Raw genomic sequence first — 24,412 nt, forward strand, 5'->3', positions numbered from 1 at the left:
ATTTATCCCCAAAGACGTATTAACCAACGTAACCCTGCTGTCACTATTGCAGCGCTTAGTACAATCATAATAAATGGCTTTTTTTTCCAAGTGAGAACACCTGCCACACCGACACCAATAATTTTTGATATATCAGCGAGTTGATTACCATCAAAAAATGTCGAAGTCATTGCAACTGAGAATAAAATAACAATGGCCGATAATGAAAGTATCTCTTTTACGCGAGGAGAAACTCCCGATTTACTGTTAAGTAATATTCCAGAAAGACGCATAGCATATGTGCCAACCGCGAGAATAATAACTCCTGTAATAATAGATGCTGTGGACATTATATTCTCCTTAACACAAATAACACGCCTAATAGCGATAATAAAACGGGGATCCCAACAGGGAGGAATAATGTGGTTGCGAGTGCAATAATGCTTCCTATTATTGCTGCATGGCGTGTTAGTTTATTTTTTAATGCTGGTAGACTTAATGCGAGAATGATGGCTGGAAACATCGCATCTAGCCCTAACATCTTTATATCTACAATAAATGACCCTAAGTAAACACCAAGCATGGTTCCTAAAGGCCAAACCAGAAAAATACTCAATCCACACGCCCAAAATGCGCGTTTATTTTGCTCTGCCGTTCGTTGAGATAAACCAAATACAACACTTTCATCATTTAATATATGAAAACCTAGTAATGACTTAAGCCCTTTTCCGGGTAAATCTTTTACCGCCATACTAAATGGAATATGTCGCGCATTGACCATTAACCCAGCAAGTGCTGCATAAATTGCACTTCCTCCCATCGCCACAACACCAATAAAAAGAAACTCAGAAGCGCCAGCTAAAACAAAAATGGATAGCACCAATGGCACCCAAAAATCAAACCCTTGAGTATGAGCTAAAGCACCATAAGAAATACCTACAATGCCATCGGCTAATGAAACAAGCAGAATGTCTCTAAGTACGTTATTATCAAGGCGACTGTTAATTTGCATAGAATATCGTATTTTTTATTGAACATATCGTTCATTATGTTGAACGATATATTTTTTTGCAAGATGATTTTAAAGGAAGCTATGATGTCATCGCCTTGTGCGCCTATTGAAATTATTTCTCAGGCTCTAGCTCGAGAGAGAAAAAAAGCGGGCCTTTCGCTTGCTGAAATTGCAAGACGAGCAGGTATTGCAAAATCCACATTATCTCAATTAGAAGCGGGCCAAGGAAACCCAAGTATTGAAACACTCTGGGCGATTTGTGTTGCATTAAATATTCCCTTTTCTCAACTTATTTCAGCACCACAATCTGAAGTTAAAGTTATTCGCAAAGGTGATGGTTTTAAAATTAGTGCAGAGAAAGCGTATTATCATGCTTTTTTACTGTCTTCCTGTCCTGTGGGGGCAAAACGCGATATATACACAGTGATTGCTCAACCAGGAAAAGACAGAGTGTCAGATCCCCACAGTAAAAATGTGACTGAACATATTATTATAATCAGTGGTAGTGCAATAGTAGGAACGCTAGATAATCAACAAGAATTGCAACCCGGAGATTATATTTGCTATCCCGGAGATGTTACTCATGTATTGCGGGCATTAGAGCCAGATACAACTGCAGTAATGATTATTGAACATCATAATTAACCTCACGAAATAATAAATTTATCGCACTGTTATATTGCAATAAAAATCAGAAAACAGTGCGATAACTTTTACAAGTACCTTTTTATCCAATAACTCATTATTTCTGAATCGCTTTATCGAGGTAAATTTGACGTAAACGCTGCGATAAAGGCCCTACTTTCCCCTGATTGATAAGCTCATTATCTACTGAGGTTACTGGCCAAATCAATGTGGTTGCTGAACTAATAAAAGCTTCATTTGCATTTTTCACTTCATCAAGTGTAAATAAACGCTCAATAACTTTAAGGCCTTTCTCTTGCGCTAATTGAATAATAGCCTGACGCGTAATACCAGGCAAAATACATTGACTCAATGGACGAGTAATAATTTCATTATCATAATTGATAATAAAGAAATTACTTGAGCTTCCTTCAGTGATATAACCGTCTTTTATTAAAATAGCATCGTCAGCGCCTTGTTGATGAGCATGGTGTTTTGCTAAACACGCAGCTAATAATGACACTGTTTTAATATCACAACGCTGCCAACGAATATCATCAACACTGATCACCGAAATACCTTTTTTTGCATTAGGGTGATTAATTATGGTGGAGTGCTGAACAAAAGCAACTATTGTGGAAGGAATTGATGAAGCAGGAAAATCAAAAAAGCGAGATGAATCAGTACCTCGGGTTATTTGTAAATAAATAAGCCCTTCATGAAGATGGTTATTTTTAATAAGTCGCTGATGAACATTAATTAACTGCGCTTTCGTTATAGGAAGGGATAATCCTAATTCTTTGCACGAACGCTGTAAACGTTGAAAATGCCCTTCGAAGTCAATGAGGTGACTATCAATCACTGCGGTAACTTCATAAACCGCGTCTGCAAATAAAAAACCACGGTCAAAAACAGATATTTTAGCCTGTTCTTTAGGTACAAACTGATTATTTAAATACACAATATCAGACATTTTACCTCCGTTATAACTTTTATTAACATTTAATCTTAGCTCACTACCTTACTCCTTCAACTTTACATTTCAAAGGTGATTACTCACCTTCTCTACTCCTTTTTAATTATAGTTTTATTTAAAGAAGTCATGTTATATAAGCAAAAATTGCTATAATTTAACTTATGTTCCATATATTAAGGATAAAGAGGTTACTATGTTAGATATTAATAAGAATAATTTATCTCAGCTAACAGAGAAACTGGTTAAAAAGCAATGTACCTTAATGAATATTATTGCCACATTAGGCTTCATTGCAGGTTTTATCTGTATTATTAACCCTCTCTCTTCTGGTGTTGTTATCAGTATATTACTGGGTGTCGTTTTCTTTGCCTGTGCAATATCCAGTATTATTGGCGGGTTCAATTCCCAAGTTTCTTCAGGTTGGTCAATGCTCATTACGTTATTAGCTGGTTTTATTTATCTTTTACTTGGCTATATTTTTATTACTGACCCACTAAACGGTATGCTTAGCCTCGCTTTTTTTATCGGCTTTCTCTTTATTTTTGCAGGGATATTACGTCTAAATATTGGTTTCAAACAAATCAAAGATAACTTTTATGGCTGGTTTAATATCTTGGCGGGATTTTTGGATTTAGTGATTGCTTATTTCTTATTTGCTTTCGGTCCTGAAACCTCAATAGCATTAGTTATGGCATTGATTGGTATACAACTGATTTTAAGCTCTATCACCATATTATCGATAACGAGTGCAATAAAAAGAATGACACGCTAATTTAACTATACGGTAATAATATTCTTATTTGTTTTATCGAAATGAAGAGCCACATCATGTGGCTCTTGAGCAGGAAGACTATTCTTTCTGTTAAACAGAGGTCTTAAGCACAAGGTAAGCGCAGAGATACCGTATACATATTTTCCCCACAAAGATAACAATTCCCTGTATTTTCAAATATCATCACTTGGATACCTAATTGTCCGACTTCAATATTCGGTAGTGCATCAGCCAAAATACTTTCTAATGCAGGCTCTAATATTTCAACCATATTTATAGGTTCATTATTTGGTGTTGTATCATGTAAGAAGTTACCTAAACGAGGATCATCTGCATAGATTTCAAGTGTAGAACGATACACTAACGTTCTTTCACTGCCATTCACTTTAGAATAACCATTAAAAATGATAACCATTTTTTGGATATGCATTTTTGCAACACGATTTTTAATTTGTAAGCATAAAGAAGGTACAAGCCTAATATTGACAGAGTTAAAATAACGATCGCAAATTTGTGGAATAGTGACACTAATGCAAGGTTTAGGCGCAATATTTTTAATTTGCTTACTACACTCTCCTGTCAAAGAATTATCAACAATAATACGCTCTCGGCGAGAAAAACAGATATTATCGAATATATCAACGGTAAAGAAAGAGATGTAATGAATACCATTTGTTAATGCTTGATTTTCCAATCTAACAGAAACCGCGGATTTATCAGTACAAGGCAACATTTTTAATTGGTCATTAAAATAAAAACCAACTTGAGTACTTTCACTAATATCTCGTCCTAAAATAAGATTGGCATTCACACAATAATTTTCACTGTGATAACTTAAAATCCCATTTAATGTTGCTGGTACTTTCGGAGAGGGGAGCTTCTCCGTTGTGATTTCAACATAATAATCTCTTGATTTCACTGGCTTAGTGGGATCTTCACTATTTTCAGATTCAGCATGAAAAATAGCAATTTGTTTTGGCTCACTCTTTTTAAATTTAACTTTAAAATTCGCGATACCATATTTATTTGTTTTCCCTATATTTATCTTCTCGCCATCAGCATTATAAATTTCGGGTTCAACGCCAAGTGTACTATTATCAACATCGTAGACTAATTTAACTTCTTTATTTGATACATCTTCCCCCTCATGATCTTGTAAATGAACAACAAAGCTTTTAGACACGCTTTCCCATTTACTTGGCCACTGCATAGACTCCGAGCGTATCGTCAATAAATCATCAAATTGCTCACAGTTAGTCGCAGTACAATCAGTACTAGGATTAGGCTTTGGAGGCGTAACACGAATTTGTATTGGCGTTGCGTAATACACGATACTTTCGTCATCTTCATCTTTTAGTATCAATTGTAATGACGCCACCCCATTACGATTTCCTGTTAAAGAGATCTCTGTTTTATTGTTATCAACAATCGTAATGTAGACATCTTTATTATTAGGCAAAATTAAAATTCCTTTAGGGCTGGTACGCCATTCTGCCAAACGTAAATTGATCCCCGTTACAATAACTTCATATTTGATGACTCGATTCATTTTTACTTCATTATCAACTTCATCAGGGGATTCTTTGACCTGATTAAATTCAATCTTCACATCTGCGTCAATAACGGCTTGAGCCTGAGTACTATAGGCAGGAGGTTGAAACTCTAAAATTTCTTTCTCGCCTTGTAATATTTTCTGCAAACGCTCTTCTTTCGTTTCGATATTCATTGAGTGATTTCCTTTCTTTTTCCGATTCCATTTTGAGCTTAAAGCAAAAAATTTCAGTGAAAATCACAATAGAAAAAAGTCAACTGAGCATTATTAACAAACGAAAATAAAAACAATTAATAAACAATAAGATAAAGAAATTTACGAGTAAGATAGCAACGATTAGATAGACAAAAAATGCGTTTGATATAAAAAATAATTTAAAATTTAAAATATTTTTGCATGAAGCTATTGACTGTTATGAGAATGTGATTAAAATCAATCTTAGAAAATATTTGTGACGCAAATCACATTTTATTAATAGGATACTTAATATGAAATCAATGACTTCTTTTATTACTCACTTGCACCAAGTTGTTGTACAATTATCATCAACTCGCTTGCTTTAAGCATTTAATTTAAAATAAAAATAGAAAAGCCAGAAGTAGCACCCTCATCGCAAAAAGACTATTTCTGGCTTTTATTCAATACACTTCTTTTTTCTGACCTCACTCTTCCGCGCATCTTTCGTAACAAAAAATTCACCTCCTTGAACTAAGATCTCTTTTCTGTACTCTTAATGCACAACACATATTAATTATGAGGATATTTTATGCAGCAGCAACTGCTTACATGGATACGTCAATTCAATGAGGAATACGCTCAAATCGCTTCTCTATTACTTGTTTTGGCTATTATTTTCCTTGTCGCCCTTGTTCTTCATTTTATTTTGCACAAATTAGTCTTACCTAGAATTTCAAAAGCCGTCAGTCAATATGATCAAAAATGGCAACTTTCGTTAGAAATAAACAAATTATTTAGTCGTTTTGCTTTTTTAATCCAAGGTATCGTTGTTAATATTCAAGCACTTGTTTGGATGGGCGCAGGTAAAACACAAGAAATTCTTACCACCAGTGCTCAAGTTTGGTGTTTAATTTTCGGCTTATTGATGCTTTTCTCTATTATGGATCTTTGCATGCAGATTATGAGAAATTCGTCCTCTTTTGGCCGATTACCATTAAAAGGTATTTTTCAAAGTTTAAAACTTGCTGCTTCTGTCCTAATTGGGATAATGATTATTTCCCTGCTAATAGGCAAATCCCCCCTAATTTTACTCAGTGGTTTAGGGGCAATGACAGCCGTATTAATGTTGGTGTTTAAAGATCCCATTATGGGATTGGTGGCTGGTATTCAGTTATCCGCAAACAACATGATAAGCCTAGGTGATTGGTTAGAGATGCCTAAATATGGCGCTGATGGTGCAGTTATTGATATTAGTTTAACTACTGTTAAAGTTCGTAATTGGGATAACACCGTTACCACCATCCCAACTTATTCACTTATTTCAGATTCGTTTAAAAACTGGCAAGCAATGACAAAATCAGGAGGGCGCCGTATTAAACGGAGCCTCTCACTTGATATCAATAGCATTCATTTTTTAGATAAAAAGCAAATCGATGATTTAGAAAAAGCACATCTGCTGGCACCTTATATCAAAAATAAAGAAAGTGAAATTAATGACTTTAACGCGACGTTAGGCAATGAAAGTCAAGTCCCATTGAACCAGCGCGCCATGACTAATATTGGTACTTTTCGTGCTTATGTTGAAGCTTATTTAAAAAATCATCCCAATGTACATAAACAAATGACAATTATGGTAAGACAGTTAGCACCAACGTCTGATGGCCTTCCCATTGAGATTTATGCGTTTACCAACACAACGGTTTGGGTACAATACGAAGCAATCCAATCAGATATTTTTGATCATATTTTTGCTATTTTGCCTCAATTTGGTTTAAGAGTGCATCAATCGCCAACAGGAAATGATGTAAGAGCACTCAGATTACCTGTAGAAAATAACCTGCAATAAATTATTTTTATCTAAAGTCATAAAGGAGATACATTCTCCTTTTGGCTTTTTGTATTAACAAATATTTTCAACTTTTTATTTTGTTATCATATTAACAATCTTGTTTTATTGGTAATCACCTTAAAACGATATGTTATTTTTTATATTCCGATTAATTGCTAAATCCTATTTGTTTGATATTTTATTTACCACTAAAGTGGTATTTATCAAAAAATGTAACCATTTGTTTAATAATTATTTTTTTAGATAACGTTATTAACATTTTTTATATTGATATAAATCATTATAGGTAGAAGGGTTATAACTTAACATAGATATACAACTTTACTTGTTGTGAAAAATGTTAGGGTAATGTCAATGTCAAAAATTAAAAATAACACTTCTATTACTGAAATGAGTCGGCGTGGATTCATTCAGTCTGCAGCCGTTCTTTCTGGTGCTGCAGCCGTTGCAGGAACGGTTTCATTACCATTCGCTGCTCATGCTCAAACCCCCCAGGGTATTCGTCCTGATGAGACTTCAGAAACTATCAAATACAGTGCATGCTTAGTGAACTGTGGTAGCCGTTGCCCATTAAAAGTTCATGTGAAAGATGGCGTTATTCGTCGAATTTCTAATGAAACTATGTATGACGATTCAACATTTGGTCTTCACCAAATTCGCCCATGTCTACGTGGTCGTTCTGTACGTTGGAAAACGTATAACCCAGACCGTTTAAAATACCCAATGAAGCGTGTGGGTAAACGAGGTGAAGGTAAATTTGAACGTATTTCTTGGGATGAAGCAACATCAATCATCGCCGAAAAATTAAAATACACCATTGAAAAGTATGGTAATGAAGCAATTTATTACCAGTACGGTACAGGCTCTACTGGTGCAAACTTACACGGCAGAACCGCATGTAAACGTTTATTAAGCACTGTAGGTGGTTTTTTAAGTGACTACGGTACTTATTCTTACTCTCAATTAACAGGTATCGTCCCTTACGTTTATGGCGATATGCTGGAATCGCTGTTAACAGAAATTGAGAATTCAGATCTCGTTGTGATGTTTGGTCATAACCTTGCTGAAACACGTATGTCCGGTGGTGGCCAGTTCTATGAAACGCTAAATGCGTTAGATAAGAGCAAAAGTAAAGTTATCATCATCGACCCTCGTCGCACTGACAGTGTGACAACACTGGGTGCCGAATGGATCCCTATTTATCCTGGTACTGATGCGGCATTAGTCGCTGCATTAGGCTATGTGATGATCCAAGAAGGTATCACCGATGAAGACTTCTTACGTGAATATTGCGTTGGTTGGGATAAACAAACACTCCCTGCATCAGCACCTGAAAATGGCTCTTATAAAGATTACATTTTGGGTAATGGTCCTGATGGCATTGCAAAAACCCCAGAATGGGCAAGTAAATTAACGGGTATTTCTGTTGCACGTATTATCCAATTAGCACGTGAAATTGGAGGCGCAAGAGCTGCGTGGATATCTCAAGGCTGGGGGATCCAACGTACTTCAAATGGTGAGCAAGCCTGCCGTGCGATTATGATGTTACCATTAATGTCAGGTCATATCGGTCGTCCTGGTACAAATACCGGCTGTTGGGGTGGGAACGTGGCTTATCCTGTTGCAAGCTTCGCTCTACCTAATCCTGTAAAAACACTGATCCCCACTTTCATGTGGTCTGAAGCCATTGCGCGTGGTGAAGAATTAACCAGCAAAAATGCAGGTGTCAGAAATAAAGATAAACTCGATACTGGCATTAAATTTATGTGGTGTTATTCCAGTAACGTGATTGGTAACCAACACGCTGACCTGAATAAAACCCATGATTTACTGCAAGATGAATCAAAATGTGAGTTTATTTTAGTGTGGGATAACCACATGACACCTTCTGCAAAATATGCGGATATTTTACTGCCAGATGTTACAACAGTTGAAACCAACGACCTTATCAATAACTCTTACGCCAGTGGCGCTTACCACTATGTTGTCCGCTTACAAAATGCGATTAAACCACTTTGGGAAAACCGCCCTTGCTATGATGTCTTAACCGATATCGCAGAAAAAATGGGTACCAAAGCGCAATTTACAGAAGGTCGGACTTACGAAGAGTGGATTGAGTATTGTTATAACCAAATGCGAGAGAAAAACCCTGCATTACCTACCTTTGCAGAAACCAATGATATGGGGATTATCGATCGTAAATTACCAAATCGTAATCAATACGTTGCACTTGAAGCATTCCGTCAAGATCCTATCGCTAATCCATTAAAAACAGCGTCAGGCAAGATTGAAATTTATTCTGAAAAATTAATGCAAGATACCGAAGGCTGGATTTTACCTGAAGGTGACCGTATTCCTGCGATCCCAGAATATTGTAAGAATGAAGAAGGCGTTGAAAACCTTAAGCTTAAAACCAAATTCCCTCTGCAAATGACAGGTTTCCACGATAAAGGTCACGTTCACTCAAGCTATTATAACGTTGCTATGCTACGTGAAGCTATCCCTCATCAATTCTGGTTAAATCCAATTGATGCACAAGAACGTGGGTTAAAATCAGGCGATATCGCTGAAATTTATAACGAACGTGGTCGCCTAAATATTCTTGTCAAAGTGACTGATCGTGTATTACCTGGTGTGATTGCAGTACCGCAAGGTGCATGGCGTTCACTTGATACAACAGGTGTAGATACCGGTGGATGTATTAATACATTAACAAGCTGGCACCCATCGCCGTTTGCTAAAGGAAATCCACAACATACAAACCTTGTTGAAGTGAAACGTGCATAAGGAGTTAACTCATGAAGCAATATGGTTTTTATTTTGACTCCACGAAATGCACTGGCTGTAAAACATGTCAAGTCAGTTGCAAGGATGAAAAAGATTTAGATTTAGGCCCTAAATTCCGTCGTGTTTATGAATATGGCGGTGGTAGCTGGGCGAAACAAGACGGGATCTGGACACAAAATATCTATAGTTACTATTTATCCATTTCTTGTAACCATTGTTCTAATCCAACTTGTGTAGCAGGTTGCCCAACAGGGGCCATGCACAAACGTGAAGAAGATGGTTTAGTGGTTGTTAACCAAGATGTTTGTGTTGGTTGCCGTTATTGTGAATTGCGTTGTCCTTATGGTGCACCACAATTCGATGAGAAGAAAAAACTCATGTCTAAATGTGATGGTTGCTACGAACGTGTAGCACAAGGCATGAAACCGGTCTGTGTTGAATCATGTCCTCAACGTGCATTGGATTTTGATGATATTGAAGTGATCAGAGCAAAACACGGCACTGAGTGTGGTATCGCACCTATGCCTGATCCTAGCCTGACCAATCCCAATATCGTTATCAAAGCTCACAAAGAAGCAAAACCTTCTGGTGATAAAACTGGCTCAGTTCAAAATGCGGCGGAGGTATAAACCATGCATGAACTTCCTCTAGTCTTTTTTACTGTTTTAGGTTCTTCAGCAGCAGGCCTGTTTCTTATTGCTTATATCAGTAAAAAATTAGGTCAAATTGATGAGAACCAACTACGTAATGCCAATATCCTCGCGCTGATACTAATGCTGGTGGGTTTAGGCATTGGTGGATTACACGTGGGTCAGCCACTGCGTTTTTTCAATATGCTATTAGGCGTTGGCCGTTCTCCAATGAGTAACGAAGCGTTCCTAAGTGGTGTGTTTACAGGTTTTGCTTTTGTCACTGTTGCATTCACTATAATGAAAAAATGGAAAGGATTACGTGAAATTTGTAATCTGTTTACTGTTGTTTTTGGTCTAGCATTCGTTTGGTCAATTCCGCAAGTTTATCATATTCCAACAATTGCTAACTGGAATACTGATTACACTACACTGCAATTTTGGATGACCCTCTTAGTGGGTGGTGGCGTACTGGCAATGGCAACAGGCGCAAGACGTTTAGGCGCATTGTCCTTTATTATCGGTGCCATTATTACTTTTGCTACACGCTCCGGCTATGTTAGCTTCTTAGGCTTTACCGGCCCCGAGCTTAGCGCGGATCAATCACTATTTTGGGGATTCCAATTAGCAGTATTAGCATTAGGCGTGGTGATCGTTGGATTTACTGCTGTAAAAGCTCAAGCATCAAAAATGACGCTGGTAACTTGTGCTGCAGCGGTCATTATTGCCGAGTTATCAGGCCGTATCGCCTTCTATAACTTATGGCATATTACGATGTAATCTTGATTTACTTACATATTAATCTATAAGTAACAAAATAAAATGCATACCTTTTTAGGTATGCATTTTTTTTAGAATGAAGAGCCCGGTTGTTGTAAAAAGGCTAATTCTTCTGGCGTAGATGTCCGGCCTAAGATTTCATTACGATGAGGATAACGACCATATTTATCAATAATTTCTTTGTGTCTTAGTTCATATTGATACGTATTTTCATCATTAAGCTGAGAAAATAATACAACCGCATCTTGGTGTATTTTACGTGATTCTGAATGCATAAATGGCATTATCATAAATTTACGTTTAACGGGTGTTAACGTCAGATATTCAGGTAAACGAATGGCTTCTTGTGCTAAAATTAGCGCCATATTATCTTGTGCAAAGGCTTTTGGTGTATCACGCCAAATATTACGAGAAAATTGGTCAAGAATAATAATTTCCGCTAAGCGCCCTTCTATCGTTTCACGCCATGATGCAAGTTCACCACGACTTGCGCTTAAACATAGCTCACCAAATCTACGATTTATTTCTTTATCAAACTGCAGATCTTTTTTAAACCATTGCTCTGGAGTGCATTCTTCAAACCAAAACGTCAAAGTTGATTGATAAGGGATCATAAAACCACCACATTCTTTATCTATTTATCAAAACAATATTTATTTTTATTAAAATAAATATCATTGACGGGTTGTCACATTCAATAAGTTAACATGTTACTATAACCATCGCTATAAACCCCTATCTTAAATAGACATAAAAAAATAAATCCCCTTTTGTCTTTAAAGAGGATTTAAATTGCTTCCTAGCTAACGCTTAACTCCATTAAGTCGCGCCATCCATAAGCCAATTGATCTACAATATGTATAAAACTGTATTCCATTTATTTTTTCATTTGTCGATACCAATTTTTAATATCATTATTGCGTTTGCTTTTTGAACAACATATTTCCCCCGCAATCATTCTTATCTTGCCTTAAAAATCAGCATTCGAAAATTTTAATTTTTATACTAAAACTACTAAAAAAAATCCAAGGCCTCTTATTTAAGCTTTTAAGATAAAGGTCTAATGACAATAAAAATTGTAAATAATAACCATTAAAATCAATCCACTACAACTATTTTTTACTTTTATAATTTTAAATTTGTTACTACCTTGTGTCATTAAAACCCAAGAAAACTAGCGATCAAAAGTGAGATGAATGTTTAAAAATCACACATTCCTTATGACATTTATCGAAAAATTTGCCCTATTCCTCTGTTTATTTAACAATTTTGGAGTACAATCGCCACAGTCTATTTACTGAATGATTCGTTATGTCTGCTATCGCTATTATTGGAATAAGCTACCTTATTGGAGCTGTGATCTCGTTTATTATTACTTTCTTTTTAACGAAAGATCCCAGTCTTGCTATGCGCCTTCTCAGTGCATTATTAATCGCACTCACTTGGCCACTTAGCTTCCCTATGGCGCTTATTTTTTCTATTTTCAGCTAGTTCTTAACATTATATTTAATAAACATAGTTATATTCTATTAAATTAGAATAATGACTATTTACTGTTTTAAATTTAAATTATAATTTCATTAAGTAATATTAGTATATTGTGAATCATATTTATTTTATAAAATAGAGAACTGTTTTTATAATTATCGCTAAAATATGTTTAGTGATAATGTCATTGCTGATATTATCTATTAGATTAAAGAGAATTTAATGAAAGAGGTGAATGACTATATTCCCATGGGAATTGATAGTGATAATAAAGTAAGATAAAACAATTTCGTTAAAAATAATTTTCTATTACTTTTCACTTCTATTATTCAATCTATATTAAAAATAGATACCTGCTGTTTTATAGCTATTTAAATTTTGATTCACGCCAATTAAAATAGCTGACCATTAAAAATATCTTGCGATGTTACCGTAACATCTCCACTTAATGGCTTATAATATCGGTCGCTCGCTGTATACCAATTCCCATTTTTCTCATTGATTCAACAAAAGACAGCGAGTTAATAATCATTCGAGTCATTCTAACTAAATCACCTGCTGTTAAATTTGAATGTTGTTTAATAAAACCTTGAACCTGGAATGTTAATTCAAACAGTTTTTGTTCTTTATGATTTGCATTATTACCTTGAATATTATAATTTATTTTTTGCCAACCTTGGCCAACTTCCTTTATTGGGAAAAATATAAAAAGGTTACTATCTTTTATTTTTTTCCGGATGAAAACCAGCAATAACCTCAACACTAATATTTGCTGAGTTAAATTGTTTTAATAGTTGTTCACGAGTGGCAATATTAATATCATTATCTTTCATTTTACCTCCTTAATATAACTCTCCTTTTATTTAAAAATTAATTAGTTATTTTTATTTCATCAGTCGTATAAAAATATTTTCAATTAATACACTCTTGGCGAATATAATCCTGTAAACCTAAAATGATCTGTTCTGACTGCGCAATTCGTTCTCTGAGTAACCAATAATTTCGGATAGCGGTGCCAGTAGGTCTGGCGGCGTTTGCATCATCCAAGCTGGAGGAGGAAGTAATTGGCGCTTTGGGACACTCTGCGTTGATGTACACCCGCTCAGGTGTACGCTCACTAATATCACGCAACCGACCAATTTCATTTTTCGCATGAACAAGTTCCTGTGGATGTTGATTATCAAGTTGATTAAGTCGATTAATTCTTAATTGATAATCTTTATTCTCTGCAATTTTTTGAATAAGAGATTGATAAATATCATCGTATTCATTTTTCAAAGATATATTTTTATCAATTAACCAAAACAATCCTATACCTAGACATAAAATTGTTATTAGCATTATTTTTGATAAATAATTCATAATAGCAACCAAGCATCATCAAAGACTTTTTTGGAATAAGGTTGATAGCCAAGTTCAATATTAACAATCGCTATTGCTAAAGGAATAGTGACATTTTTTAATCGGGTATTAATAGGAGTATCAATTTCAATACCTATTTCTTTTGAGGCACGATTAATATAGCCTATTGTATTATTTTCGTTAGGCGGAGCATAACGATGAATAATCGTTTTAATCGTATTTAAGCCATATTTTTTTTGATAGGTTTGTAATAATTTGTAGATAGCTCGTATTCCATATTCGGGCGAAATAAATTGGCAAAAATCTTTATCTGTTTGTTCTACAGATAACCCTTGCCATTGTGAACCATGCCGAATATTACCAGGATTATTATTACGCTCACCCCGTGCTATTTTAGCCATTTTTAACTCCAGCTCTTCCTTTGAGAAGTTTACTCACGGAATCCACGCCAATATAGCCAATAAAAACACTGGCTAAGTAAGCAAACTCATGATTAATATTAAATAAAATGAGAATATCTTTAATAAACCAAGCAAACATTGCACACATCAACCCATCTATAGAGGTTTTTTTCCATCCTCCGCCGTTATATAAACCTCGAAGAATAGCCATTCCTCCAGCTAGAGAGGCTGATATCCCTTGTTCTTTCATTGAAGAAAGAACAATAAATATCTGTTCCCATAGATCTGGATTTTCTTTCATTGTTTCTCACGGCTTACCTCCAATAGGAGGAAATGTAATAAATAAGATACTCATCTACCGCACTTAAATTTAAGCGCGGTTTTAACATGAGTATGTTTATGTTTTATTTATCTAATTAGATAAATGGCGGATATAAAAAAAGACCACATTGTGGCCTTCAATTGAAAATAAACTTTAACAAATATTGTTACTTTGTATTCGTTAAGAAAATACAGATACAGAAAAAGCCCCACTTTAAGTAGGGGCTTTTTATATTCTGTCGTGAGGTCTTTAGATACAAATCTCTCACTGTGGAGGTATGGTATGTTTATTTTTCCTGAAAGTCAATAACTATTTTCTAAAAAATAAATAAATAGAGAAAATTATTACTTAATAGTTACTTCTTGAAGAATTTTTTCTGATAAAGACTCTTCTTTAAAGCATTCTTCCACTAAATGTTCAAATAATGCCTTATAGTTACTGTATGCTACTGTTTTAGAAACACTCACCACCGTTTGTACTTGCGCTAATACTTCACTGAATTTTAAACGAGGATATCCGCGTCCTGCGCATTTGCTACAAGGCTTAAAAACTGACAAGCCCTGTTTTTCACTCTCTTTTTTATCCAAAACTTGGCCACGGCCATGACAACGGCAAGCTAAGCGAATTTCAGCTTTCCCTTTACACGTTGGGCAAACGACACGAGTTATCTCTCTGACTTCTCGATAAGAAATGTTATTTGTTGGTTTTACTTTAAGTGCATTTTTAAGATTTCGCTCAAACCTTTTAACTGGTTTTGATGTATAGCTTTTGGTAGTAAAAACGTCAACTTCAATAAATCCATTACTGCAATCAGGGCAAACTTTTTTGCTTGCTGCACTTCTTGAATAATCTTGAAAGGCATAATTGGCAATAATATGTAAAACCTTGGCTTTATTATTTTCAGTTAGTTTATCAATCGCTTTATATTGGTATGCCTGAGTTAACGCGTATTGATAAAGACTTTCTATCGCTTCATCTGGATGATTAATATTATGTTTAGCTAAAAACAACTCTATGCCCATACGCCCTTTTCGCGTAACTAAACTAATTGATGTCATCACATCCGTCACAGAAAGCGAATCTACCGCTTTAACGGTTCTTACATCACTTAATACAATGCTTTTTGGTGAAAAATATTTAGGTAAGTCTGCTAGTCTCATTTAATGCTCCTTTTGATTTCCTATCATTACTAATTTGGTCATCCATGTACCACGACAAGGCATGGCATTTATGCATCTAAATCACCCGCATTTTACGGCGTTATCTCAACGTGATTTTTTACTTACCACTCTTGTATTGGTTTATTTAGTTACTTTTTTTGTATTTTTTCTACTTTTATTAACTGGTAGTTAATGTTATATTTTAACCAAAGTGACGTCAAGTAGCAAAGGAAATTAACCAATGGTTAAAAATGACAATAAAATGGAGTTTACAAAAAGACTTCAAGAAGCGTGTTTAGATTCAGGGATCGCTGGTCGTGGATTAGGTAAAAGAATTACAGATGCACTCGCTGAACAAGGCATAAAAGTGAGCGCGCCAGCTGTATGGAAATGGCTAAATTGTGAATCAATTCCTGACTCAACCAACATTTTAGCCCTAAGTCAGTGGTTAGATATTCGACCAGAATGGTTAGAGTATGGACGAGGAGCGAAAAGAAATGATGGCATTTCAGTCAATGAAATGACACCGGTTAATGATTGGGACAATAATACCCCGATAGAACGAGATGAAGTTGAAATCCCCTTCTATACGACTATTGAATTAGCTGCCGGTTTCGGAAGTTGTACCACTGATAATCAAAAGGTGGAATTGTTGAGATTTTCTCGTTCTACATTTAATCGCTATGGTGTACAACCTAGCGATGCCGTTGCCTTTAAAGTGCATGGCGACAGTATGTCCCCAGTTATTCCTGATGGATCAATCGTCACTATCAGTACAGGACATACAAAAATTATTGATGGCGGTATTTATGCTATTCAACAAGGTGATCTTTTGAGAGTCAAAATTTTACATCGACTTCCCAATAACACCATTATCATCCGTAGCTATAACACTATTGATTACCCTGATGAGCGTTCAACATTAGAAGAAGTAAAAATCTTGGGGCGTGTATTTAACTGGTCAGTTATGGGATGGTAATCATTGTAATGCTTAAAAACACCACCATCTTTTTATTAATGTGGTGTTTTTTCAGTACATGCATGCTTTATCATTAAGATTTAACCAAAGAAAAAACCCGCTATCTCTTTCAAGACAACGGGTTCTTATATGGTGCCGGCTACCGGAGTCGAACTGGTGACCTACTGATTACAAGTCAGTTGCTCTACCAACTGAGCTAAGCCGGCTAATTCTGGCGGAAGGATAGAGATTCGAACTCTAGGATGGTTTCCCATCGGCGGTTTTCAAGACCGCTGCCTTCAGCCACTCGGCCATCCTTCCATAGCGCGGAATTATGCCTATCTCTGACCTCGCTGTCTAGTCCTGATTGTAAAAAAAATGACTTTTTTATCTGTTTGCTCAATCTTCAGTCTGATTTTGTTTAAAAAATGCTAACCCACTAATATAGTAGTTAATTCTTGATAATTTAAAATAATAAACAAGAAGGTATTGTGAGATAGATGGAACAACAGAGAAGGAAAAAAACTTAAAAAGATGATGGTAAATAAAACATAGGTAAGAAAAAACCCGCTACCTCTTACGAGATAACGGGTTCTTATATGGTGCCGGCTACCGGAGTCGAACTGGTGACCTACTGATTACAAGTCAGTTGCTCTACCAACTGAGCTAAGCCGGCTAATTCTGGCGGAAGGATAGAGATTCGAACTCTAGGATGGTTTCCCATCGGCGGTTTTCAAGACCGCTGCCTTCAGCCACTCGGCCATCCTTCCATAGCGCGGAATTATGCCTATCTCTGACCCTGCTGTCTAGCTTCTATTGTAAAAAAATATGCTTTTTTTGTTTGTTTGCTCAAAGTTCATCCGAATATCCCTTTTAAAGCGATAACCTGTTAATATAATGGCTGAATAATGGTGATTGTTTATTCAACTTTTCTTTTTTAATTACATTGTTTCTTAAAGGCTCGCAAACTGAATGCGTACATTGAACCAACTCAAGCCAAATACACTAACTCGTTTATATGCCCTGTTTCTTCTTTTCATGGTCATATCTCTTTTTCTATACGCTTACAGTTATTTTGATACTTGGCTAGATAGTAAGAAAAATGCTATCAACAACACGACTCATAAATTTGCTTTACAGGTTGAAGATTACCGTTATCACTCTAATCAGCTTTTTCAGTTATCAAATAAAGTATCAGACACCTCTGCCTTTCCCCCCTTACCACTTAACCCAATAAAACTACGTTCTGATGTCTTTTGGCTTGAAGGTCGAGATCAAACAATTGATGCCATTATATTTGGTAAACCCAATGAACAAACTTTCCAACTAGCACAGCGGTTTGCAAATTCACTCGAAATTATCTGGGGTGTGCGTAATGATTACAGTTCACTTTATTATCTAAATGGTAAAGGAAATGATCTTATTTTAATTACCACTCACTCTGTACTAAAACCAGAAATTCGTTACAAAGAAAGCTACTTAACGTTAACTGCTGAAAACAAACGCTCTGAACTGTTGATGCAATCAACCGCATTAGATGAAAAAGAGAGTCTTTCTCCTATTAGAAAGATGTCTACAGAAAATATCTATTACTATACCTACCGTATTATGTTTAATGTACCAGGGCAACTTACTAGCGTGGTGGCCTTTGATTTACCTATTAATAATTTTTTACCTTCAGAGTTATCACCACACTACTTAAGATTACTACCGACAGGCCAGCAGTCTGTCTATGATAAAAACAATATTGAGATCTCAACTGATGGCTCTTCTTTAATTTTTTCTCAACCTATTGCGGGTATTCCCTACTCACTCTCTTATGAATATCCGTTGAAATTGATGATTAAAGAGATCGCTTATAAAAATATCTGGTTATTAATTAGCCTACTTGCTTTTATTTCAATTTCTGTGTTCGGACACATCTATATACGTAACAAGTATGTTTTCCCTTATATCTCAATGACTCGTAATCTGCGAATTAAAGAAGAGATGACTAACGATATCATTTCTAATCTTCCAATCGGATTATTAGTCTACAATTTCTCCTCCAACCATAAAATTATTAGCAACAGCCATGCTGAGAAACTATTGCCTCATATCGACTTGTCAAAGATCCGTCAAATGGCGATTGAGCATAATGGCTTAATCCAAACCGCGATCAATAATGAAATTTATGAGATTAGAACCAGCAATAATAGCAATATTGACAATACGTCATTATTCATATTTCTGAATAAAGACAATGAAGCACTCATCAATAAAAAATTACAACTAGCACAGCAAGAATATGAAAAAAACACCATCGCACGACGTAAAATCTTATCTAATATGTCATTAGAATTAATGCGTCCAATCAAAGATATAAATGAGATGGTTTATCAATTCAAAGAACTCTTGCCCGAAAGCACCCATCAGCAATTACTTAGCTTATTATTAGAAAAGACAAATTACATTTCCGAATGGATAGAAAATATTACGTTAATTAATAAGTTAGAAAACCAGGAATGGAAAATTCACAAGGATGAGTTTGAGCTTTCAACATTAGTTGAATCCATTTTGATAACGGCATCACCGTTTATGATAAGAAAAGGTTTAACCCTTTATTTCCATAATAATATAAGACCGGGTTTACTTTTAATTAATGATGGCCCTGCATTAAGTAAGATTATTTTATCATTGATTAATTATGCCATTAGTACGACTAACTATGGAAAAATAACTGTTAATCTAAATTTAGTTAAAAATAAAGATCAAGATAAAAAAGAAATAGTTATTGATATTATTGATAGTGGAAGTGGGCTAACCCCACAAGATATTGCTAATATAAAATACCCATTCCTAGGGCAAGCAATCGGAGATAAATATTATTCCAATTCTGGGATTATTTTTTATTTATGTCATTTGTTATGTAATAAAATTCAAGGTGAGTTAACAATTAAAAGCCAAGAAAGTATTGGTTCTCATTTCCGAATTGTACTTCCATACCAGCATATAGATACGGAAGAACGGACTTTTAACGTATTATTAGAAGGAATAAACGCAAAAATCGCCATAAAAAACCCTGAAATAGAAAAAATCATCTGTCAACAGCTTGATAAATATGGCGCGACATACTTTGATAAAAATAGAGAGAATCTTTATCCCGAATACGATATCATACTTAAAGATACTTTGGATGATAGCCCAGAGTCCCCAACAATATTATTAATGAGCGCTATTGTTGGATTTGAAAAAATATCAAAAAATTTAATAAAGTGTAACTATAACTTCGGTGATCCTTTAATAGAAGCTATTACTTATTTAATTGAAGAAAATGCGTCATTTTCTCTAGATACAAATGAAGAGAGTATTTTGGATGAAAATAATAACCTTGATAATTACGAAGTAATTCTTAATAATTATAGGAAGAAGTTGAATGGTAGTGATTATAAGGAACTATTTATCAGTACTGTTCCTATTGATGTTGAGAAACTACACTTAGAAGCAACAAATAAAGACTTTCATTCTCTAGCCCAGACAGCTCATCGTCTAAAAGGGGTTTTTGCCATGTTAGATTTAGAATATCTCAGAGAAAGCTGTGAATATTTAGAGCATGACATAAAAAATCATAATGAATTAGAGATCGAAGAACGTATCACTCAACTGGATAAATGGATTCAACAGTTGCTGCAGCAAGGTAACAATTAAACATGAATAACCTTAATATTATTATTGCCGATGATCACCCAATCGTTTTATTCGGTATTCGTAAATCTTTAGAACAAATTGAATGGGTTAATGTGGTTGGTGAGTTTGAAGATTCTACATCACTTATCAATAACTTACCTAAGCTAAATGCAGATGCATTAATTACTGACTTATCTATGCCAGGCGATAAGTATGGTGATGGTATTACACTAATTAAGTACATCAAAAGACATTACCCGAATTTGTCGATTATTGTACTTACTATGAATAATAACCCTGCTATTTTAAGTGCAGTTCTTGATCTTGAAATTGAAGGTATTGTGCTTAAGCAAGGCGCTCCGACAGACCTTCCTAAAGCATTGGCAGCACTGCAAAAAGGCAAGAAGTTTATGCCTGAAAGCGTCGCAAAGCTACTTGAAAAAGTAAATGCGAATGGCTATGGCGATAAACGTTTATCACCGAAAGAAAGTGAAGTACTGAGATTATTTGCTGAAGGCTTTCTCGTCACGGAGATTGCGAAAAAACTTAATCGTAGTATTAAAACGATCAGTAGCCAGAAAAAATCAGCTATGATGAAACTGGGTGTTGATAACGATATCGCACTACTTAATTACTTATCATCAGTCACTATTGATAAGGAAATTAACGGACCAGATTAACCTTTTCAAGCTACCGTTTACAGTACCGATAAAATCAGGAAGCTCAACCCACTGTGGAGCTTCTCTGCTTTTTTGTCTTTATTCCTCCGCTAACTAAGCACCAAACAGGTGTAGTATACACTATAACCCACCGTTTATTTGCTCCTGCTCTAGAACCTGTAAGATATCTTATTGGTGCTCCCTACATTCAATTTTATCCATGTCTTTAACTTTATTGTTGCTTAAAAAATAAAAAGAGACTAATAAATTAGTCTCTTTTTATTTACACATTTAAATGGCAGCTACGTGAATTATTCTTTAGGAATATGTCCTACCAGTACTTCTCTTAAAATAGAAAGTGATACTGGTTTAGACACACAATCATTCATTCCTGCGTCAATACAACGTTGCTTCTCTTCTGCTATTGCATTCGCCGTTACCCCAATCACTGGCATATCACTCCCCATTTCTCGTATATGTGTTGCAAGCTGGTAACCATTCATATTTGGCATATTGACATCGGTCAGAATAATGTCGACATGATTTTTTGCTAAATAGGTTAATGCATCACAGCCGTCTTCAGCAGTTGCTGTATTAAAACCTATTTTTTTCAGTTGATCGGTCAGCAATAAGCGATTTATGGGATGGTCATCTACAATCAAAATAGTCAATACTGGTAAGCCACAATCTGTATTGAGTTCAATCATATCAACACAGTTTAGGTCTATTTTATTTTGTGGTAATTGCAGTATTATCTTTGTTAATTCATTCAATTTATAAGTACTGCATACCCAGATATTTTCAGCTATTTTTTTAGATGGCTCGAAATAATGCTCATCAATCCTAATAAATTGGCAATTATGACTTCTCGAATCATCATAGTCTGTAATGATAAAATCGGTTGAAGATAGAATTGTTTCTTCTGTTAATAATTCACAGCTCAATCCAAAGTAATTGAGGTATCGGCTAATAAATCTTTCTAAATAAAGATTTTTTATATCAATAAAGCAACGAATTGTACTTTCTTTATAAATGTCTTTTTTGGAAGACAGCCCACTCTCATCTAATGCACCATAAAGTGGTATTCGAACGGTAAAGCGACTACCAATATTTTCTTGTGAAACAACACTAATATCGCCGTCCATTAAGTTAATCAGTTTTTCACAAATAGCCAAACCTAACCCTGTACCTTCGGATGCACTTTCTGTATTTTGTGAAACTTGGAAGAATGGTTCAAAAAGCTCATGTAATGCCTTTTTACCTATCCCTCGTCCTGTATCATGAATATCAAAATACAAGTAATATTCATCTTTATAAAGATGCAAGGTAATACACCCTGTCGTAGTAAATTTAATACTGTTATTCAATAGATTAGAAATAACTTGTTGTACACGAACAGGGTCACTATTAACAATTTTAGGAACATCAGGCTCGATAAAACAGTAAATGGATAAACCTTTTTTCGCGATCAGAGGTAAATAGTTAGAAATAACAAAAGAAAGTACTTGGCGGCAATTAAACGGTTTTATCTCAATTTTTAACTGTTTAGATTCAATTTTTGAGAAGTCGAGAATATCACTAATAATTTTTAGCAACAGTGATGAGGAGTTATCCATCGTTTTTAATAATCGACTTGTATCATCATTTTGCGCAAAAGATTGTAATAACTCTAAGTTACCAATAATACCATAAAGCGGTGTACGTAATTCATGACTCACTGTAGCTAAGAACATTGATTTTGCTTGGTTAGCCTGTTCTGCTGCTGTTGCCATATTTTGTAATGAACGCTCCATTTTAACGCGAGCACTAATATCCACTAAAACACAGATAGCCACATCTTCATTTTGATAACGTGAATTAACAAAACTAATTTGTAAATGATTACGGTTATTCGTCACTACATCAACCATATTGCTACTTTTCTCAGCAATAATAGATAAAATATTTTGCTTATCACTGTGACTTAGCAACCGAAAATAATTATGTGCTAATTCGTTACTTAAAATGATCATGCCATCCCGTATTCTCAGAATGCTAATTCCGACAGGTGCTGATGCCACTATTTTATGGTTAAACTGTTCATGTTCTTCTAATCGAGAAGCGTTGTTTTCTGCCGGTGAAAATATTTTTCTCTCAAAAATCCATACAAAAATAAAAATGAAAATGGCTGAAATAATATTTAATATCAGCGCATTAAAAATAGTAAATTTAAATTCATTTAGAATTTGTTTCAGTGGTAATGAATACACGACACTAAAAGAGGATGGTAACAGTTTTCGTTTTGCAACTAATTCGCTGAAATCTTCGTCAAAACCAAAATAAGGCGCACTCACATCAGCAACTTGCTTAACAAAACGATAATTATTTTCTGCAGGATAGCTTAATACCGCAGTATTTCTGCTATTCAGAAGATGGATAGAAATCACTCTATCTTTGGCTGGAGAGAAATATTCAAGACGAATTGCTCTTTCAATACCAATTAAACCAATAAATTTACCTGAAGCATAAACTGGTGACATAACATATAAAATGCCACTATCTCCTTTTGCGTCAGGCACTATCCAGTATTGGTTAACTTCTTTGCCTTGTGCTCGTTGATTAATGTAGTTACGCGTATTTTCGTAAACCATCTTTTTCAACATTTCAGTATCGACAGGTGATGCACGTAAAGGAAAATTAATCATACACATACTGTGAGAACCCACCATAAAAACTTGGTTTATCCCTTGTAATGCCGGCGTATTATCTTTCCAGTAATATAAAATACTATTAAACGAGCGGAAATAGTTGTTCGTTTGCCCTTTAAATAATTCACAATCTGCAGTTTCATTAAGCTTATGAAGTGAAAACGGTCCTTCATAAAATAATGAATTCTTCATGCCTGGATTTAAATTGATTTGCTCTTGGTGACGTTCAGCGAGATATTGTAAATCACGGATAGTGCTTGAGGTTTGCCTAAAGAAACTAAGAAGATTTGTATAGTTATTACTATACTCCTGACGAATATCAGACTTAGTATCATTGAAAATATTGATAAGGTAAAACATGGTTAGCAATGCACCCATTGCCCACAACATAATACCTAATATGCGAAAAAGGTAGCGGGAAATTTTTAACGATGTCTTAAAGGACGAGAGATATCTCAAACAACCACCCTAATCAATATTCTTACCGCATAAGAAACTTATTCTATTCTAGCAGAAGTTGCTGTATGTCTGAATGATATGATCTTTATCATCAGGATTATTCTTTCTCATAA

General features: G+C 35.1%; 21 protein-coding genes and 4 tRNA genes. 10 read left to right on the forward strand and 15 right to left on the reverse strand.

All coding sequences use genetic code 11. From position 1 onward, the window contains the following. Positions 1–2: 2 nt before the first annotated feature. A complete protein-coding gene (locus tag GWI97_RS15015; RefSeq protein ID WP_082239453.1) occupies positions 3–332 on the reverse strand; it encodes an AzlD domain-containing protein in 330 nt (109 codons plus the stop codon). Beyond that, entirely contained in the window at positions 329–991 is a 663-nt protein-coding gene (locus GWI97_RS15020; protein WP_123822299.1) for an AzlC family ABC transporter permease, read from the reverse strand. Before GWI97_RS15020 ends, GWI97_RS15015 begins: the two co-directional genes overlap by 4 nt. Before the next feature lie 84 nt (positions 992–1,075). Between GWI97_RS15020 and GWI97_RS15025 the strand changes: the two genes are divergently transcribed. Continuing rightward, positions 1,076–1,636, forward strand: coding sequence for a helix-turn-helix domain-containing protein (locus GWI97_RS15025; protein WP_036935652.1), 561 nt, complete (start codon positions 1,076–1,078; stop codon positions 1,634–1,636). 97 nt (positions 1,637–1,733) lie between these two features. Here the strand turns inward: GWI97_RS15025 and GWI97_RS15030 are convergent, their stop codons facing one another. Beyond that, a complete protein-coding gene (locus GWI97_RS15030; RefSeq protein ID WP_036935650.1) occupies positions 1,734–2,588 on the reverse strand; it encodes a D-amino-acid transaminase in 855 nt (284 codons plus the stop codon). 196 nt (positions 2,589–2,784) lie between these two features. On the opposite strand from GWI97_RS15030, the gene GWI97_RS15035 reads away from it, so the two are divergent. Continuing rightward, positions 2,785–3,363 (forward strand): HdeD family acid-resistance protein, encoded by a 579-nt coding sequence (locus GWI97_RS15035; protein ID WP_036935648.1) that lies wholly within the window; start codon positions 2,785–2,787, stop codon positions 3,361–3,363. Positions 3,364–3,466: 103 nt separating this feature from the next. On the opposite strand, the gene GWI97_RS15040 is transcribed toward GWI97_RS15035, so the two are convergent. Continuing rightward, positions 3,467–5,089, reverse strand: coding sequence for a hypothetical protein (locus GWI97_RS15040; RefSeq protein ID WP_087802129.1), 1,623 nt, complete (start codon positions 5,087–5,089; stop codon positions 3,467–3,469). A gap of 592 nt (positions 5,090–5,681) precedes the next feature. Here GWI97_RS15040 and GWI97_RS15045 point away from each other — a divergent pair. From GWI97_RS15045 to GWI97_RS15060, 4 genes are all read left to right on the forward strand, one after another. After that, positions 5,682–6,938: a mechanosensitive ion channel family protein gene (locus GWI97_RS15045; RefSeq protein ID WP_036935644.1), complete on the forward strand. Its 1,257-nt coding sequence runs from the start codon at positions 5,682–5,684 to the stop codon at positions 6,936–6,938. Between the two features lie 357 nt (positions 6,939–7,295). Further along, positions 7,296–9,728, forward strand: a complete 2,433-nt coding sequence (locus tag GWI97_RS15050) for a DMSO/selenate family reductase complex A subunit (RefSeq protein ID WP_087802128.1) — start codon at positions 7,296–7,298, stop codon at positions 9,726–9,728. An 11-nt stretch (positions 9,729–9,739) separates the two neighbouring features. Continuing rightward, a complete protein-coding gene (locus tag GWI97_RS15055) occupies positions 9,740–10,357 on the forward strand; it encodes a DMSO/selenate family reductase complex B subunit (protein WP_036935639.1) in 618 nt (205 codons plus the stop codon). 3 nt (positions 10,358–10,360) lie between these two features. Further along, complete coding sequence (locus tag GWI97_RS15060) at positions 10,361–11,137, forward strand: dimethyl sulfoxide reductase anchor subunit family protein (RefSeq protein WP_161752129.1); 777 nt, start codon at positions 10,361–10,363, stop codon at positions 11,135–11,137. Positions 11,138–11,208: 71 nt separating this feature from the next. Here GWI97_RS15060 and GWI97_RS15065 read toward each other — a convergent pair whose 3' ends face one another. Then, the gene (locus GWI97_RS15065; protein ID WP_036935636.1) at positions 11,209–11,751 is read right to left on the reverse strand and encodes a DUF924 family protein; all 543 of its coding nucleotides are present in this window, start codon (positions 11,749–11,751) and stop codon (positions 11,209–11,211) included. A gap of 697 nt (positions 11,752–12,448) precedes the next feature. Here GWI97_RS15065 and GWI97_RS15070 point away from each other — a divergent pair. After that, entirely contained in the window at positions 12,449–12,628 is a 180-nt protein-coding gene (locus tag GWI97_RS15070) for a GhoT/OrtT family toxin (protein WP_036935633.1), read from the forward strand. Positions 12,629–13,070: 442 nt separating this feature from the next. On the opposite strand, the gene GWI97_RS18645 is transcribed toward GWI97_RS15070, so the two are convergent. The 5 genes from GWI97_RS18645 to GWI97_RS15090 all read right to left on the reverse strand — a co-directional run bounded on the left by GWI97_RS18645 (position 13,071) and on the right by GWI97_RS15090 (position 15,870). Next, positions 13,071–13,388, reverse strand: a complete 318-nt coding sequence (locus GWI97_RS18645) for a phage gateway protein (RefSeq protein WP_373364682.1) — start codon at positions 13,386–13,388, stop codon at positions 13,071–13,073. 149 nt (positions 13,389–13,537) lie between these two features. Beyond that, entirely contained in the window at positions 13,538–13,987 is a 450-nt protein-coding gene (locus GWI97_RS15075) for a lysis protein (RefSeq protein WP_036935632.1), read from the reverse strand. Continuing rightward, positions 13,984–14,388, reverse strand: a complete 405-nt coding sequence (locus GWI97_RS15080; RefSeq protein ID WP_087802125.1) for a structural protein — start codon at positions 14,386–14,388, stop codon at positions 13,984–13,986. The genes GWI97_RS15075 and GWI97_RS15080 overlap by 4 nt, the downstream gene beginning before the upstream one ends. Continuing rightward, positions 14,381–14,689 (reverse strand): phage holin, lambda family, encoded by a 309-nt coding sequence (locus GWI97_RS15085; RefSeq protein ID WP_036935628.1) that lies wholly within the window; start codon positions 14,687–14,689, stop codon positions 14,381–14,383. The genes GWI97_RS15080 and GWI97_RS15085 overlap by 8 nt, the downstream gene beginning before the upstream one ends. A 365-nt stretch (positions 14,690–15,054) precedes the next feature. Next, entirely contained in the window at positions 15,055–15,870 is an 816-nt protein-coding gene (locus GWI97_RS15090; RefSeq protein WP_036935626.1) for an antitermination protein Q, read from the reverse strand. Positions 15,871–16,111: 241 nt separating this feature from the next. Here GWI97_RS15090 and GWI97_RS15095 point away from each other — a divergent pair, with 241 nt between their 5' ends. Continuing rightward, positions 16,112–16,849, forward strand: coding sequence for a S24 family peptidase (locus GWI97_RS15095; protein WP_036935624.1), 738 nt, complete (start codon positions 16,112–16,114; stop codon positions 16,847–16,849). A 130-nt stretch (positions 16,850–16,979) separates the two neighbouring features. Here the strand turns inward: GWI97_RS15095 and GWI97_RS15100 are convergent. From GWI97_RS15100 to GWI97_RS15115, 4 genes are all read right to left on the reverse strand, one after another. Continuing rightward, positions 16,980–17,055, reverse strand: a tRNA-Thr gene (locus tag GWI97_RS15100). 6 nt (positions 17,056–17,061) lie between these two features. Beyond that, positions 17,062–17,149, reverse strand: a tRNA-Ser gene (locus GWI97_RS15105). 279 nt (positions 17,150–17,428) lie between these two features. Beyond that, positions 17,429–17,504: transfer RNA gene (locus GWI97_RS15110), tRNA-Thr, on the reverse strand. Positions 17,505–17,510: 6 nt separating this feature from the next. Further along, positions 17,511–17,598: transfer RNA gene (locus GWI97_RS15115), tRNA-Ser, on the reverse strand. A 202-nt stretch (positions 17,599–17,800) separates the two neighbouring features. Here GWI97_RS15115 and rcsD point away from each other — a divergent pair. Then, entirely contained in the window at positions 17,801–20,515 is a 2,715-nt protein-coding gene (gene rcsD / locus GWI97_RS15120; protein WP_087802123.1) for a phosphotransferase RcsD, read from the forward strand. A gap of 2 nt (positions 20,516–20,517) precedes the next feature. After that, positions 20,518–21,174 carry a response regulator transcription factor RcsB gene (gene rcsB / locus GWI97_RS15125; protein ID WP_036935620.1) on the forward strand — a complete coding sequence of 219 codons (657 nt, stop codon included), beginning with the start codon at positions 20,518–20,520 and terminating at the stop codon, positions 21,172–21,174. A 290-nt stretch (positions 21,175–21,464) separates the two neighbouring features. Here rcsB and rcsC read toward each other — a convergent pair whose 3' ends face one another. Next, complete coding sequence (rcsC, locus tag GWI97_RS15130) at positions 21,465–24,299, reverse strand: two-component system sensor histidine kinase RcsC (protein ID WP_115370758.1); 2,835 nt, start codon at positions 24,297–24,299, stop codon at positions 21,465–21,467. Positions 24,300–24,412: the final 113 nt, after the last annotated feature.

This window comes from Proteus sp. G2300, from assembly GCF_009915965.1.
Taxonomy (GTDB): Bacteria; Pseudomonadota; Gammaproteobacteria; order Enterobacterales; family Enterobacteriaceae; genus Proteus; species Proteus vulgaris.

What these genes read in the sequence shown, in the direction of transcription:
- GWI97_RS15055 (WP_036935639.1), top strand. Translation starts at nt 9,740, where the DNA reads ATGAAGCAATATGGTTTTTATTTTGACTCCACGAAATGCACTGGCTGT.
- GWI97_RS15025 (WP_036935652.1), top strand. Translation starts at nt 1,076, where the DNA reads ATGTCATCGCCTTGTGCGCCTATTGAAATTATTTCTCAGGCTCTAGCT.
- GWI97_RS15095 (WP_036935624.1), top strand. Translation starts at nt 16,112, where the DNA reads ATGGTTAAAAATGACAATAAAATGGAGTTTACAAAAAGACTTCAAGAA.
- GWI97_RS15020 (WP_123822299.1), bottom strand. Translation starts at nt 991, where the DNA reads ATGCAAATTAACAGTCGCCTTGATAATAACGTACTTAGAGACATTCTG.
- GWI97_RS15035 (WP_036935648.1), top strand. Translation starts at nt 2,785, where the DNA reads ATGTTAGATATTAATAAGAATAATTTATCTCAGCTAACAGAGAAACTG.
- GWI97_RS15085 (WP_036935628.1), bottom strand. Translation starts at nt 14,689, where the DNA reads ATGAAAGAAAATCCAGATCTATGGGAACAGATATTTATTGTTCTTTCT.
- GWI97_RS15040 (WP_087802129.1), bottom strand. Translation starts at nt 5,089, where the DNA reads ATGAATATCGAAACGAAAGAAGAGCGTTTGCAGAAAATATTACAAGGC.
- GWI97_RS15090 (WP_036935626.1), bottom strand. Translation starts at nt 15,870, where the DNA reads ATGAGACTAGCAGACTTACCTAAATATTTTTCACCAAAAAGCATTGTA.
- GWI97_RS15070 (WP_036935633.1), top strand. Translation starts at nt 12,449, where the DNA reads ATGTCTGCTATCGCTATTATTGGAATAAGCTACCTTATTGGAGCTGTG.
- GWI97_RS15075 (WP_036935632.1), bottom strand. Translation starts at nt 13,987, where the DNA reads ATGAATTATTTATCAAAAATAATGCTAATAACAATTTTATGTCTAGGT.
- GWI97_RS15045 (WP_036935644.1), top strand. Translation starts at nt 5,682, where the DNA reads ATGCAGCAGCAACTGCTTACATGGATACGTCAATTCAATGAGGAATAC.
- GWI97_RS15050 (WP_087802128.1), top strand. Translation starts at nt 7,296, where the DNA reads ATGTCAAAAATTAAAAATAACACTTCTATTACTGAAATGAGTCGGCGT.
- GWI97_RS15065 (WP_036935636.1), bottom strand. Translation starts at nt 11,751, where the DNA reads ATGATCCCTTATCAATCAACTTTGACGTTTTGGTTTGAAGAATGCACT.
- GWI97_RS15030 (WP_036935650.1), bottom strand. Translation starts at nt 2,588, where the DNA reads ATGTCTGATATTGTGTATTTAAATAATCAGTTTGTACCTAAAGAACAG.
- GWI97_RS15060 (WP_161752129.1), top strand. Translation starts at nt 10,361, where the DNA reads ATGCATGAACTTCCTCTAGTCTTTTTTACTGTTTTAGGTTCTTCAGCA.
- rcsB (WP_036935620.1), top strand. Translation starts at nt 20,518, where the DNA reads ATGAATAACCTTAATATTATTATTGCCGATGATCACCCAATCGTTTTA.
- GWI97_RS15080 (WP_087802125.1), bottom strand. Translation starts at nt 14,388, where the DNA reads ATGGCTAAAATAGCACGGGGTGAGCGTAATAATAATCCTGGTAATATT.
- rcsD (WP_087802123.1), top strand. Translation starts at nt 17,801, where the DNA reads ATGCGTACATTGAACCAACTCAAGCCAAATACACTAACTCGTTTATAT.